The sequence below is a fragment of the Solicola agrisoli genome (assembly GCF_049059935.1).
GTDB lineage: Bacteria > Actinomycetota > Actinomycetes > Propionibacteriales > Nocardioidaceae > JAURVT01.
The window spans coordinates 1-13,474 of the sequence record NZ_JBMGQR010000099.1; the positions used below are offsets into that span (position 1 = coordinate 1).

General features: G+C 72.0%; 12 protein-coding genes and 1 pseudogene. 6 read left to right on the forward strand and 7 right to left on the reverse strand.

Annotated features, from left to right (window positions below):
- Together ACI6PP_RS21240 and ACI6PP_RS21245 are read right to left on the reverse strand one after the other, a co-directional pair.
- Positions 1-310: pseudogene (locus ACI6PP_RS21240) on the reverse strand (DNA-3-methyladenine glycosylase 2 family protein); the annotation flags it as partial.
- Between the two features lie 83 nt (positions 311-393).
- Positions 394-2,607, reverse strand: coding sequence for an NADP-dependent isocitrate dehydrogenase (locus ACI6PP_RS21245; protein WP_421113699.1), 2,214 nt, complete (start codon positions 2,605-2,607; stop codon positions 394-396).
- A 206-nt stretch (positions 2,608-2,813) separates the two neighbouring features.
- Here ACI6PP_RS21245 and ACI6PP_RS21250 point away from each other — a divergent pair, with 206 nt between their 5' ends.
- The gene (locus tag ACI6PP_RS21250) at positions 2,814-3,893 is read left to right on the forward strand and encodes an alkene reductase (protein WP_421113700.1); all 1,080 of its coding nucleotides are present in this window, start codon (positions 2,814-2,816) and stop codon (positions 3,891-3,893) included.
- A 45-nt stretch (positions 3,894-3,938) separates the two neighbouring features.
- The gene (locus ACI6PP_RS21255; protein ID WP_421113701.1) at positions 3,939-4,595 is read left to right on the forward strand and encodes an SDR family oxidoreductase; all 657 of its coding nucleotides are present in this window, start codon (positions 3,939-3,941) and stop codon (positions 4,593-4,595) included.
- A 138-nt stretch (positions 4,596-4,733) separates the two neighbouring features.
- Here the strand turns inward: ACI6PP_RS21255 and ACI6PP_RS21260 are convergent, their stop codons facing one another.
- Positions 4,734-5,495, reverse strand: coding sequence for an SDR family NAD(P)-dependent oxidoreductase (locus tag ACI6PP_RS21260; RefSeq protein ID WP_421113702.1), 762 nt, complete (start codon positions 5,493-5,495; stop codon positions 4,734-4,736).
- A gap of 150 nt (positions 5,496-5,645) precedes the next feature.
- Between ACI6PP_RS21260 and ACI6PP_RS21265 the strand changes: the two genes are divergently transcribed.
- Both ACI6PP_RS21265 and ACI6PP_RS21270 read left to right on the forward strand, forming a co-directional pair.
- A complete protein-coding gene (locus ACI6PP_RS21265) occupies positions 5,646-6,551 on the forward strand; it encodes an alpha/beta hydrolase (protein ID WP_421113703.1) in 906 nt (301 codons plus the stop codon).
- Between the two features lie 39 nt (positions 6,552-6,590).
- A complete protein-coding gene (locus ACI6PP_RS21270) occupies positions 6,591-8,279 on the forward strand; it encodes an alkaline phosphatase D family protein (RefSeq protein ID WP_421113704.1) in 1,689 nt (562 codons plus the stop codon).
- Between the two features lie 17 nt (positions 8,280-8,296).
- On the opposite strand, the gene ACI6PP_RS21275 is transcribed toward ACI6PP_RS21270, so the two are convergent.
- Positions 8,297-9,613 carry an HNH endonuclease signature motif containing protein gene (locus ACI6PP_RS21275; protein ID WP_421113706.1) on the reverse strand — a complete coding sequence of 439 codons (1,317 nt, stop codon included), beginning with the start codon at positions 9,611-9,613 and terminating at the stop codon, positions 8,297-8,299.
- Positions 9,614-9,758: 145 nt separating this feature from the next.
- Here ACI6PP_RS21275 and ACI6PP_RS21280 point away from each other — a divergent pair, with 145 nt between their 5' ends.
- Positions 9,759-10,133 carry a hypothetical protein gene (locus ACI6PP_RS21280; protein ID WP_421113707.1) on the forward strand — a complete coding sequence of 125 codons (375 nt, stop codon included), beginning with the start codon at positions 9,759-9,761 and terminating at the stop codon, positions 10,131-10,133.
- Positions 10,134-10,140: 7 nt separating this feature from the next.
- Here the strand turns inward: ACI6PP_RS21280 and ACI6PP_RS21285 are convergent, their stop codons facing one another.
- Positions 10,141-11,208 (reverse strand): alpha/beta fold hydrolase, encoded by a 1,068-nt coding sequence (locus tag ACI6PP_RS21285; protein ID WP_421113709.1) that lies wholly within the window; start codon positions 11,206-11,208, stop codon positions 10,141-10,143.
- 88 nt (positions 11,209-11,296) lie between these two features.
- Between ACI6PP_RS21285 and ACI6PP_RS21290 the strand changes: the two genes are divergently transcribed.
- Positions 11,297-12,034 (forward strand): hypothetical protein, encoded by a 738-nt coding sequence (locus ACI6PP_RS21290; RefSeq protein ID WP_421113711.1) that lies wholly within the window; start codon positions 11,297-11,299, stop codon positions 12,032-12,034.
- 1 nt (position 12,035) lies between these two features.
- On the opposite strand, the gene ACI6PP_RS21295 is transcribed toward ACI6PP_RS21290, so the two are convergent.
- Both ACI6PP_RS21295 and ACI6PP_RS21300 read right to left on the reverse strand, forming a co-directional pair.
- Complete coding sequence (locus ACI6PP_RS21295) at positions 12,036-12,506, reverse strand: hypothetical protein (protein WP_421113712.1); 471 nt, start codon at positions 12,504-12,506, stop codon at positions 12,036-12,038.
- Positions 12,503-13,063 carry an RNA polymerase sigma factor gene (locus tag ACI6PP_RS21300; RefSeq protein ID WP_421113713.1) on the reverse strand — a complete coding sequence of 187 codons (561 nt, stop codon included), beginning with the start codon at positions 13,061-13,063 and terminating at the stop codon, positions 12,503-12,505. The genes ACI6PP_RS21295 and ACI6PP_RS21300 overlap by 4 nt, the downstream gene beginning before the upstream one ends.
- Positions 13,064-13,474 lie beyond the last annotated feature (411 nt).

The following is a 13,474-nucleotide window of genomic DNA, read 5'->3' on the forward strand; positions in this document are numbered from 1 at the left end:
CCATCACCCGCCCCGTCCGCATCACCCGCACGCCCGGGTGACGCTGGTGCGCGCGGCTCACGAGCGTCAGGCGCGGGTCGAACGTCGACGGGTCGTCGAGCGCGCCCAGCAGCTCGGGCAGCTGGACGAGCGCCTCGTCGGCCCCGGGCCCCCACGCCCGCGCCTCCACCTCCTGCGGCCCGAGCTGGGCCAGCCGGACCGTGGCGACGCCCGTCGCGAACCGCGTCGCGCGCCAGATCGACCGGTCGGGCTCCACCCGGAACGCCGGATCGCCCGGCCCGCGTCGCAGCGTGCGCAGGGTGCGGCGCACGTCCACGACGAACGGCGGCCGCCACGTGGTGGTGGCGACCGCCGTCCGGTCGGGCTCTGCCGTGCTCGTGTGGATCCGCTCCGTCAGAAGGAGTCGATGGTGCTGTTGAAGGTGCTGCTCGGACGCATGGCCGCGGCGGCCTTGGCGGCGTCGGGGTAGAAGTACCCGCCGAGGTCGACCGGGCTGCCCTGCACCTCGGCCAGCTCGCCGACGATGGTGTCCTCCTGCGAGGCCAACGACTCGGCCAGCGGGGCGAAGATCCCGGCCAGCTCGGCGTCGTCGGTCTGCTGCGCCAGCTCCTGGGCCCAGTAGAGCGCCAGGTAGAAGTGGCTGCCGCGGTTGTCGAGCTCGCCGACCTTGCGCGAGGGCGACTTGTCGTCCTCCAGCAGACGGCCGGTGGCGGCGTCGAGGGCCTTGCCGAGCACGGCCGCGCGCGGCGTGCCGGTCTTGTCGGCCAGCATCTCCAGGGAGACGGCCAGCGCGAGGAACTCGCCCAGGGAGTCCCACCGCAGGTGGTTCTCCTTGACGAGCTGCTGGACGTGCTTGGGCGCCGAGCCGCCGGCGCCGGTCTCGAACAGGCCGCCGCCGTTCATCAGCGGGACGATCGACAGCATCTTGGCGCTGGTGCCGAGCTCCATGATGGGGAACAGGTCGGTCAGGTAGTCGCGCAGCACGTTGCCGGTCACCGAGATGGTGTCCTCGCCCGCACGGGCGCGGTCGAGCGTGTACGCGGTGGCGTCGGCGACGTCCTTGACCTCGATGGTGAGGCCGTCGGTGTCCTCCTCGGCGAGGTACTCGCGCACCTTGGCGAGCACCTGGGCGTCGTGGGCGCGGGTCTCGTCGAGCCAGAACACGGCCGGGGCGCCGGTGGCGCGGGCCCGCTCGACGGCCAGGCGCACCCAGTCGCGGATCGGGGCGTCCTTGGTCTGGCAGGCGCGCCAGATGTCGCCGGGGGCGACGTCGTGCGAGAGCACCGTGGTGCCCGACGCGTCGACGACGCGGACGGTGCCGGCCGACCCGATCTCGAAGGTCTTGTCGTGGCTGCCGTACTCCTCGGCCTTCTGCGCCATCAGGCCGACGTTGGGCGTGGTGCCCATCGTGGTGGGGTCGAAGGCGCCGTGCTCGCGGCAGTGGTCGACCGCGACCGCGTACAGCGGCGCGTACGACGAGTCGGGGATGACGAACTTGGCGTCCTCGAGTGCGTCGTCGGCGTTCCACATCTGGCCCGACGAGCGGATCGCGGCGGGCATCGAGGCGTCGATGATGACGTCGCTCGGCACGTGCAGGTTGGTGATGCCGCGGCTGGAGTCGACCATCGCGATGCGCGGGCCGCTCTCGTAGCCGGCGGTGATGGCCGACTCGATGGCCTCGCGCTTCTCGGCGGGCAGCTTGTCGAGCGCGTTCAGCACGGACGCGAGGCCGTCGTCGGGGCTCGCGCCGACCGACGCGAGGTCGTCGCCGTACTGGGCGAACACGTCGGAGAAGTAGGCGCGCACCGCGTGGCCGAAGATGATCGGGTCGGAGACCTTCATCATCGTGGCCTTGAGGTGCACCGAGAACAGGACGCCCTTGGCCTTGGCGTCGGCGACCTGCTCGGCCAGGAACGCGTCGAGCGCGGCGCGGCGCATGACCGCGCCGTCGACGACCTCGCCGGCCAGGATCGGCAGCGTGTCCTTGAGCACGGTGACGGTGCCGTCCTCGGCGACGTGCTCGATGCGGAACGTGTCGTCGGCGCCGGCCGTCACCGACGTCTCGGAGTGGCGGAAGTCGCCGTCGGACATGGTGGCCACGTGCGACTTCGAGTCGCCCGACCACGCGCCCATCGAGTGCGGGTGCTTCTGCGCGAAGCCCTTGACCGACGCGGGCGCACGACGGTCGGAGTTGCCCTCGCGCAGGACGGGGTTGACCGCGCTGCCCTTGACGGCGTCGTAGGCCGCGCGGGCCTTCTTCTCCTCGTCGGACTGCGGGTCCTCGGGGTAGTCGGGGACGTCGTAGCCGGCCGCCTGCAGCTCGCCGATCGCGGCCTTCAGCTGCGGGATCGAGGCGCTGATGTTGGGCAGCTTGATGATGTTGGCCTCGGGCGTCTTGGCGAGGTCGCCCAGCTCGGCCAGCGAGTCGGGGACACGCTGCGCGTCGGTGAGGCGGTCGGGGAACTGCGCGAGGATGCGGGCCGCCAGCGAGATGTCGCGCGTCTCGACCTCGACCCCGGCCTGGCCGGCGAAGGCCTGGACCACGGGGAGGAACGAGTAGGTGGCCAGTGCGGGGGCCTCGTCGGTCAACGTGTAGATGATCTTCATCGCTGGCAAAGCCTGCCTGTCGCTCGTCCGTCGGTGGGCGGGACGGCGGGGCCGTCCACGCCCCACACGCTATCGCCCCGCGCCGACGAGGGCCCGCGCGCGTCGCACGTCACTCGCCGTGCGGGAATGCCCCGCGCCGGAGATCGTTGAACGATCACGTAAGCCACCCGACGGCGCCGTCGTGCGTCGACCTTGAGGAGATCCCCGTGCCCGACCTGTTCGACCCCGTGACCATCGGCAGCTGGAACCTCCCGCAGCGCTTCGTCATGGCCCCGCTCACGCGCAACCGCGCCGGCGAGGGCATGGTCCCCACCGACCTCGCCGTGACGTACTACTCCCAGCGCGCGTCGGCCGGCCTCATCGTCACCGAGGGCACGCAGCCGAGCGCCGTGGGCCAGGGCTACCTGAACACGCCGGGCATCCACACCCCCGAGCAGGTCGCCGGCTGGCGCAAGGTCGCCGACGCCGTGCACGAGCGCGGCGGCAGGATCGTCGTCCAGCTGATGCACGTCGGCCGCATCTCGCACCCGGACAACAAGAACGGCCTGGAGGCCGTCGCCCCGAGCGCCATCGCCGCGCCGGGCGAGATGGTCACCGCCGAGGGCCGCTTCCCGCACCCCACGCCCCGCGCGCTGGAGACCGACGAGATCCCCGGCATCGTCGAGGACTTCGTCCACGCGTCGCGCTCGGCGATCGAGGCCGGCCTCGACGGCGTCGAGATCCACGCCGCCAACGGCTACCTGCTCCACCAGTTCCTCGCGCCGTCGTCCAACACGCGCACCGACGCCTACGGCGGCAGCCCCGAGAACCAGGCCCGCCTGACCATCGAGGTCACCAAGGCCGTCGTCGACGCCATCGGCGCCGACAAGGTCGGCATCCGCGTCTCGCCCGGCCACGACATCCAGGGCGTCATCGAGGACGACCCGTCGGACCGCGAGGCCACCTACCGCGCGCTGTTCGAGGGCATCAAGGACCTCGGTCTGGCCTACGTCAGCGTCCTGTCCGCCGGTGACGCCGACGCGCCCATCGTGAAGGAGATCCGTCAGCTCGTCGACGGCGCGCTGATCCTCAACACCGGCTTCGGCGACGTCACGGGTCGCGAGTCGGTCCAGTCGATCCTCGACGCCGGCCAGGCCGACGCCGTGGCCGTGGGCCGCGAGTTCATCGCCAACCCCGACCTGCCCAAGCGCTGGAGCATCGGCGCCGAGCTCAACGAGCCCGACTCCGACACGTTCTACGGTGGCGGGGCCGAGGGCTACACCGACTACCCGGCGCTGTCGGCCTGACGGTCGGCACCGTCCATCCGCACCACCGCACCTGAGGAGGAGCACATGGCTCGCATCGCCATCGTCGGAGGACACGGCAAGATCGCCCAGCAGCTCATCGGCCAGCTGGCCGGCGCCGGTCACACCCCCGTCGCGCTGATCCGCAAGCCCGAGCAGGTCGCCGACCTGGAGCAGCTCGGGGCCGAGACCGCCATCGTCGACATCGAGAACGACGACGCCGCCACGTTCGCGCAGGCCTTCGCCGGCGCCGACGCGGTGGTCTTCACCGCCGGCGGTGGCGCCGACGGCGACATCGCCCGCAAGAAGTCCGTCGACCTCGGCGGCTCGGTCAAGTCGGTCGACGGCGCCAAGCAGGCCGGCGTCAGCCGCTTCGTCCAGGTCTCGGCGATCTCGGTCGACGAGCCCGTCGCCGACGACGCCGGCGACGTCTGGAAGGCCTACGTCGACGCCAAGCGCGACGCCGACACCCAGCTGCGCGACTCCGGCCTGGACTGGACCATCGTCCGGCCCGGTGGCCTCACCGACGACCCGGCCACCGGCCAGGTCGCCCTGGCCGAGAAGGTCGAGCGGGGCGACGTGCCGCGCGCCGACGTGGCCGCGTTCATCGTCGCCGCCCTCGACGACCCGCGCACCGTCGGCAAGCAGTGGGAGCTCGTGTCCGGTGACGTGGCTCTGGCTGAGGCCATCTCGGCCGCTGTCTGATCGACGGCTGAGGACGTCGGGGGTGCTGCCTTGACGTCCCAGCGTCGTCGATCCGTCAGTTCGGCGTACGCCCGTCCGTAGCGCTCCGCTCACGGACGGGCGAGCCGAACGGCCGGATCGACTCCGCAGGTTGCTGGTCTACTTGGGCCCCATCCGCAGGGCGCCGTCCATGCGGATGGTCTCGCCGTTGAGGTAGTCGTGCTCGACCACCATCGTGACCAGGCGCGCGTACTCCTGCGGGAGGGCGAAGCGGTGGGGGAACGGGACGCCCTGCTCGAGCGACTCACGGAACTCGCCGTCGACGGTGGCCATCATCGGGGTGTCGACGATGCCCGGCGCGATGGTGCAGACCCGGATGCCGTGCGACGCGAGGTCGCGCGCGGCCGGGAGCGTGAGGCCCACGACGCCGCCCTTGGACGCCGCGTAGGCCGCCTGGCCGATCTGGCCGTCGTACGCGGCGATCGAGGCGGTGTTGACGATAACGCCGCGCTGGCCCTGGTCGTCCACGGGCTCGGTCTGCGCCATGGCCTCGGCGGCCAGCGTCATCACCGTGAACGTGCCGACCAGGTTCACCTGGACGACCTTGGCGAACTGCGCCAGGTCGTGCGGGCCCTTGCGACCAAGGATGCGCTGCGACGGGCCGATGCCCGCGCAGCTGACCACGGTGCGCAATGGCAGGCCCGAGCCCACCACCTGCGCCACGGCGGCCCGCACCTGGTCGCCGTCGGTGACGTCGGCGGCGAGGTAGGACACCCCGTCGACGGGCGTCCCGTCGTTGATCGCCGAGGCGAGGTCGAGGGCGAACACACGGGCGCCGGTGGCCACCAGTGCCTGGGCGGTCGCGGCCCCGAGCCCCGACGCACCCCCGGTCACCAGAGCGGCGGTCTCGGTCGTCAGCATCGGAAAAGATCCTCCTGCAGTCGGCCCCGGGTCGTCCCGCCCGAGGTCCGTCCACCCTAGGGGGAGCGACCAGCGGTGCCGAGCCAGCCTCGTGCGTCCGCGGCCCCCGACGGGTGGTTACCGTGGGCCGGACCCGACCCCGGAGGACCGATGACGCTCCACCCCGACGCCCGGACGTTCCTCGACCTGGTGGCCGGAGCGCCGCCGCTCGACACCCAGGGCGTGGCGCAGAACAGGCAGGACCTCGAGGCGGCCAAGGCGCTGACCGGCGAGCCCGCGACGCTGCACGAGGTCGTCGACACGGTCGTCGACGGCGTGCCCGTCCGCGTGCACCGACCGTCCGGGGACGACGGGCTGCCGGTGGTCGCCTACTTCCACGGGGGCGGCTGGGTGATGGGCGACCTCGACCTGTGCGACACCACGTGCCGGGCCCTGGCCGCGGGGTCGGGGGCCGTGGTCGTGGCGGTCGACTACCGCCTCGCCCCCGAGCACCGGTTCCCGGCCGCCCACGACGACGCGCTCGCGGTCGTGACGGCCCTCCTGGACGACGGCGCCGGCCTCGGCACCGACCCGGCCCGCGTGGCGGTCGCGGGCGACAGCGCCGGCGGCAACCTCGCGGCCACCGTCGCGCTCGCGCTGCGCGGGCGACCCGGTTTGCGGCACCAGGCGCTGGTCTACCCCGTGACGCAGGTCGACGTCGGATCGACCGCCAGCTACGCGGAGTTCGCCGACGGCCACTTCCTGACCGCACGTGACATGCAGTACTTCGTGGACCAGTACGCGCCCGGCGCGGACCCGACCGACACCCGCCTGGCGCCGTTGCGGGCCACCGACCTGGCCGGCCTTCCGTCGGCCACCGTCGTGGTCGCCGAGTGCGACCCGCTGCGCGACGACGGCGAGCAGTACGCCGCCCGCCTCGCCGACGCCGGCGTCGAGGTCGAGCTGCGACGGTTCGACGGGCAGGTCCACCCCTTCGTCTACCTGGGAGGGATCGTCGCGGACGCCCACCTCGCGCGCGCCTTCCTCGCCGAGCGGCTGGCTCGCGCGCTCGGGTGAGTCGGGCGGTCCGACCGGCACGGGTGTAGACACGTCCTCATGCCTGATGACGCCCTGGTGCTCGGACCCCTCCTGCGCCACACCGACGAGACGTCGGCCGTGGTCTGGGCCCAGGTCGCGTCCGCGGCCACCGTGACGGTGGTCTGCGACGGCCGCCGTCACGACGCCCGGACCTTCTCGGCGCACGGCCACCACTACGCGGTCGTGGACGTCGAGGGCCTCGAGCGAGGTTCGTCGCAGCCGTACGAGCTGGAGGTGGACGGCGTCGTCGTCTGGCCGCCGACGGACGCGACCGTCGACGGCCACCCCTACCCCTCGCCCCGCATCCGCACGCTCGACCACGGTCGGCCGCTGCAGTTCCTCTACGGGTCGTGCCGCACCAGCGTGCCGCACGACGCCGAGCACCACCGCACCCACGGCGTCGACACCCTCCGGGCGTACGCGCTCCGGCTGGCCGACGGCGTCGACAACGAGTGGGTGCCCGACTTCGCGCTGTTCCTGGGCGACCAGGTCTACGCCGACGAGACCTCCGAGGCGATGCAGGACTTCATCGCGTCGCGTCGCAGCCTCGACGAGGAGCCGGGCACCGAGCTCAAGGACTTCGAGGAGTACGCCCACCTGTACCTGCTGGCCTGGAGCGACCCGGCCAACCGGTGGCTGCTCTCGACGCTGTCGAGCCTGATGATCTTCGACGACCACGACGTCCGCGACGACTGGAACACCTCGCGCTCGTGGCGCGAGGAGATGGAGGCCACCCAGTGGTGGCACGGCCGCATCGTCGCGGCGCTGGCGTCGTACTGGGTCTACCAGCACGTCGGCAACCTCTCGCCCGCCGCGCGCGCCGAGGACGAGATCTGGCGCTGCATCGAGGGGAAGTGGGCTCGCGGCGAGGACGACGTCACCGACGTGCTCGACGCGTTCGCCGACCGCGTCGACCAGCACCCCGAGACCTACCAGTGGAGCTACGTCCGCGACCTCGGTCGCAGCCGGCTGATCGTCGTCGACACCCGCGCCGCCCGCGACCTGACGCCCGGTGCCCGCCGCATCCTCGACGACGGCGAGGCGCGCTGGCTGCTCGACCAGGCCACCGGCGACGTCGACCACGTCTTCGTCGGCACCTCGCTGCCGTTCCTGATGTCGCAGGCCGTGCACGAGTTCGAGGCCTGGAACGAGGCCATCGCCGAAGGTGCCTGGGGCAAGCGGATCCTGCCGCTGGGCGAGAAGGTGCGCCAGACCATCGACCTCGAGCACTGGGCGGCGTTCCAGCACTCGTTCCGGGTGGTCGCCGAGCACGCCCGCAAGGTCGCCTCCGGCGAGCTCGGTGCCGCGCCCGCCACGATCTGCTTCCTGTCGGGCGACGTGCACCACTCCTACCTCTCCGAGGTGGACGGACGGGTGGGCTCGCGCGGCACGCGTCTGCTCCAGGCCGTGTGCTCGCCCATCCGCAACCCGCTGCCCCGCGCGATGCGCACCGCGCAGACGTTCGCGAACATGCGGATCGGGTCGAGGCTCGGACGGGCCCTGTCGCGCAGCGCCCGCGTGCCCGACCCCCCGTTCACCTGGTCGACCACGGCCGGCCCTTGGTTCGAGAACCAGCTCGCCAGCGTCCGGGTGCGGGGACGCGACCTCGACCTGCGGTGGGAGGGTGCACCCACGCCCGAGGGTGACGCCACGCCGACCCTGTCGGTGACCCACGACTTCACCGTCGAGGAGCGCGGCACCCGCTGAGCCCCGTGTCCACCTCGTCAGTCTCGCCGAGGTCGGTACCTCGTGCTCGTCCTCGGTCTGCGATAGGGGTCGAGCCGGCCGGGTGGGACGAACGCCGGTCGTCTGTCGTCAGTGTCGAAGGTGATGGTCCATCCGTCGTCGTGCACGGTCCTGTGGTGGAACGGGCAGAGCAGGACGCCGTCGTCCAGATCCGTGCTGCCGCCGTGTGACCAGGGCTCTTTCGCGTGGTGGGCCTCGGCCCAGGAGGGTGGTCGGTCGCAGTCGGGGAACGCGCAGCCGCCGTCGCGGTGGGCCAGGGCGATCCGTTGGGCACGGTTGAACAACCGCTGGGTGCGTCCGAGGTCGAGCGGGAGCGACGCACCGCCGAGGACCTGGGGGATGATCCCGGCGCGGCAGGCGGCCCGGCGGATCTCCCCGGCGGACATGCGCTGTCCGGTCGAGGTGGTGCCGACTCCGGTGCCGGTGATCAGCGTGTCGAGGTCGATGTTGACCGTCACGACGAGGCCGGAGCCGCCTGCGTCGGGAAGCCCGTCGGTGGGCAGGTGCTCGACCAGCGCGACGAACGCCCGACCCTGGCGCTGGGAGTAGCTCAAGTCCTCTTGAGCTTGGCCGTCGTCGAGGTGACGCCTGCGGGGTGCGGTGAACCGGTCCAGGGCGTGCTTGAGGAACCCGGCCTGGGCCTCGGGGAGGCGGAAGCGCCCGGTCCAGGTGCCGTCGGCCTGGTCCTGCATCCAGAGCTCCGACCGGGCGTAGGCGTCCTTTTCGCGGTCGCGGACGATCTCTCCCTCGTCGGCGTCGACCTCAGTGGCGGGCTTGAAGACGTCGGTGATCCGGTCGGCCCGGTGCTGCAGGTCGCGCATCGTCAGGGTCGCGGCGTCCTCGATGAGGGCCTGCTCGCACTTCTGGCGGGTGGCCGCGGGCACGTCGTCGGGGAGCCGGGTGACGGTGCGGGCGATCAGACGGGCCTGCTCCTTGGTCACCTGACCCTTGGCGAGGGCGTTCTCGGTGGTGCCGGCCTTCTCGAGGTCCTCGCCCAGGTGGACGTCGCGGGCAGCAGCGCTCCGGTCGCCACCGAACTGGCTCGCGAGCAGCGCCCCGGTGGACGTGGCGCCGGCCTTCGTCGCCGCGCCCGAGTGGTGGACGGCCCGAGTTGCCGCGGTGGCGTGCGCCGACACCTGCGCGCCGACCCGGTTCCACCGTGCCACGAGCTGCGTCGCGTCGTCCGCGGACAGGCCCGCGTAGACCGACAGATCACCGTCGGCCAGGGCGCTCTCGACCGCCGCGAGCGCCGCGAACGCGGGGTGCTCGGCGAGCGGGAGAGCGGCGACCGGCATGGGCCCATTTTACGACAGTCGAACACGTGTTCGCAACGCTGTGGACGTGGAGCGGGCTCAAACGGCTTCTCGCGGAGCCGCCCAGGCCTCCCTGTGGACGACGGTTCTAGTCGGCCCGCCCGACCACCCGTGCCATGGTGTCGCGATGACCGACGTCCCGATCGGTGCCGTGGCGTACGCGGGCCTCGCCGTCTGGACGATCTGGAACGCCCGGCGCCGACTCGCCCAGGCGCGTGACGGGGCGTTCGACGAGATGGACCCGCTCGAGCTGGAGGGCATCCGGCAGACCTTCACGGGCGCCTGGCCCCGGTGGGTCCAGGCCGTCGTCGTCGGCTACCCGGTGGTCCTCGGGCTGGTCCTGTGGTCGAGCACCCCGTACTCGGCGCTGTACGTCGTCCTCGCCGGGTCGACCGGCGGGTGGGTCGTCGCGGTCGCCAGCCCAGCCGCGCTGCTCGCGATCGGAGCAGCGGGCTGGGCGTGGGTCTGGGTCTGCGGCGACGAGGCCGAGCCCGAACCCTGAACGACCCTCAGACCTCCGTCGCGAGCAGGTCCTTGAGGTTGGCGTCGAGCATGTCGAGGTAGGTCTGCTCGAACCCGAAGAGCCCGAAATGACCGGCGATGCTGGGCAGGACGCGCAGCTCGCTGTCGGGTACGAGCGCCTGCTCGGCGGCGCAGTCGCGGGGCGGGAAGAACATGTCCTCGTCGATGGGCATGACGAAGGTCTTGGCCGTGATGCGTCCGAGCGCCGCCGCCAGGTCGCCACCGGTGTGCCCGGCGACGTCGCCGTGCTGCCACTTCCAGCCCATGGTCAGCAGCGCGTTGGGGTCCATCGCGCCGAAGGTGCCCTCCATGAAGACGGTCTGGAACTGCTCGAGCGAGGTGAAGGTGACGTCGGGCAGCTCGATGCCGCGCCAGAACTCGGTCTTCCAGAACTCCGTCGACAGCCCGAGCAGCGACCAGATGCCGGCATGGCGGCGCAGACCGCCGGCGACGTCGGTGTGCGACGCGTACTCGCCACCGGCCCAACCGGGGTCGGACGTCAGCGTGTCCATCAGTGCCTGGGTGAACAGCACGTCGTGCGGGGTGATCTGCGCGGTGCCGGCGATGGGGGCAGCGCGCTTGACCTTGTCGGGGAAGCGGACGGCCCACTCGTAGGTCTGCTGCGCGCCCATCGAGCCGCCGATGACGAGCGCGAGCTCCTCGATGCCCCAGACCTCGCGCAGCAGCTGCTCCTGCGCGCGGACGTCGTCACCGATCGTGACCCGCGGGAACGCGGACATCGCGATCGCGCCGTCGGTGTTGTGCGGCGACGTCGACAGCCCGTTGCCGATCTGGTTGACCACCACGATGAAGTAGCGCGACGGGTCGAGCGCCCGTCCCTCGCCGATGTAGGTCAGGGCCCACGTGGCGTGGGTGCCCGAGAACCAGGTGGGGATGCAGATCGCGTTGTCGCGCGCCTCGTTCAGCTCGCCGAACGTCGCGACCGCGAGCTGCAGGTCGGGGATCGTCCCGCCCTCCTCGAGCGCGAACTCGCCCAGACCGTGCAGCTCGTAGGGGCCCTGGGTCTCGGGCGTGTAGAAGTCGTTCTGGATCATCGGCGCTCCTGGGTGAGGTGGTGGCCCACATCACACCACCACCCAGCGCTTCCCGCGAGCAGGCGCCTGGGTGCCGGACACTGGGCGGGTGCTCGACGACGACGCCTACCTCGCCGCCCTGATGCGGGGCATCGCCAATCGCCGCGACCAGCTCGTCAGGAACCAGAACGACGGGTACGACCGCGACTACTGGGTCGCCGGGTTGCGCGTGGTGGCGTCGCCCGACGGCTGGGACGACGTCGAGATCACCGTCGGCATGCGGGTGCCGTGGCGCTACCGCCGTCGCGTCGACCCGACGACCACCGCCCGGACGCTCTTCGACCGGCAGTGGCGTCTCGACAATGGGTTGGACGACCCCGCGTCGATGGTCGACGCCGTGGTGACGACCGCCTACTTCGCCGGCGTCCGGGCCTACCAGCGGGCGCGCGGCGAGGTCGCCGACGAGGCCCTCGTGCAGCAGGTGCGTGACGAGCTGCCCGACGCCCGGACGCTGTGGGACCAGCTCGTCGAGACGACCCGCGGTCGCGTGACGGGTGTGGACCGCTTCGAGGTCACCGAGACCGACGACGAGGTCTTCACCGTGGTGGTCACGCCCGAGCAGTGGCGCGAGTGCGTGGTCGACGGTGAGGTGGCGGCCCGGACGGACAGCGGCCGTGACGACGCGCTCGAGCCGGGGGACGGGTTCGCCGAGGCGGCGTTCGAGATCGAGGAGACCATCGGCTCGGCGATGGGCCCCGACCGGTACGTCGTGCTCTTCCGTGGGCGCTTCCACCTCTCGGCCCGAGAGGCGCTGCCCCCGCTGGGCTCGCCGTTCGACGACTTCTGACTCAGCGCTCGTCGGCGGGGTCGACGTCGTGCGGGTCGCCGACGGTGACGTCACCGAAGTGCATGTGCAGCGGCATGACGTCGACGTCGACGTGTGCGAGGCCGAGGGTGGCGAGCACCGAGTCGGCGACGCGGCGAGCCTCGTCGGCAAGGGCGAGCAGGTCGTGGCCGTAGCGGCCGAACAGCTCGACCGTCAGGGACGTCAGGACGTGCCCGGTGGTGGCGCTGATGGCGATCCGCCCCACGGCCGCGCCGTCCAGCTCGGCGTCGATCGCCTCCTGGAGCTTGGCGACGACCACCTGCTCGGCCACCCAGAACGCCCCGGCGGCGGTCGCCGCGCGCAGGGGCAGGGAGCGACGCGTCGCCGAGAGGGCGTGCTCGAGCACGTCGTCGGCGATGTGCACCCACTGCTGGGCCGAACGCCTGCGGAGCTCTCCTGCGAGGTCCGCGGAGTCGTGGTCGTCGGTGCTCATCGCCACTCCTCCATCCTCGTCGCGACGGTCTTGCGGGCCCGGTGCAGCTGGCCACGCACGACGGTCGGCGTCGTGTCGAGCACGCGCGCGATGTCCTCGTAGCCCAGGTCCTCGAGCTCGCGGAGCAACCACGCCGCCCTCTGGCGCCACGGTAGCTCCGACAGCACGCGGTTCAGCACGTCCCAGAGCGCCAGCCCGGCGAACTCGGCCTCGGTGGACGCTCCGGGCGGGCTGTGCGCGTCGATCCGCGCGTCCTCCATCGGCAGCGGACGACGGTGGCGCCGGTGGTCCAGCGCCGTCCGGCCGACGACGGTGAACAGCCACGTCCGCAGCTGTGCCTCGCCCCGCCAGGTGTGCAGGTGCTGCCAGACCTTCACCCACGACTCCTGCGTGACGTCGTGGGCGTCCTGCTCGTCGCCGTCGAGCATGTGCAGGGCGTAGCGGTAGGTCGACTCGGAGTACCGCTCGAAGATCTGGGTGAACGCCTCACGGTTGCCCATCACCGCCCGACGGACGAGCGCACGGTCCGTCGGCTTCTGGTCGGGCTGGGCGGGCACGGGCGCTCCCCCTCACGGCGTCATCGCCGCACGATGGTTCGCGCGGTCACGCCAGGGGTCTGAGGCGGCTGGAGATGACCCCAGCGGACCACGGCCGAGACCGTTCGGCAGAACGGTGGCCGGGAACGACCCGTGCCTGTGACACAGGTCACATGCGCACCGTCGTGACGATCGTCGCCGCGTCACGTCGAACAGACAACACCCCACACCCCCCGGTGTCGCTCGTCCTCGGAGACGACCGCCGCCGTGGACCGCTCCTGTCGGTCCTCCTCTCTCGTCCCACGTCCGGCGAACCCAGCCGGACGTGGGTGGCCTGCGCGATCTCGCGCGCATCCCCCATCGAAGGCAACCCATGAAATCAGCACTCACCAGCGGTCTGACGTCGATCGCCCAGTTCCTGCCCAAGCTCCT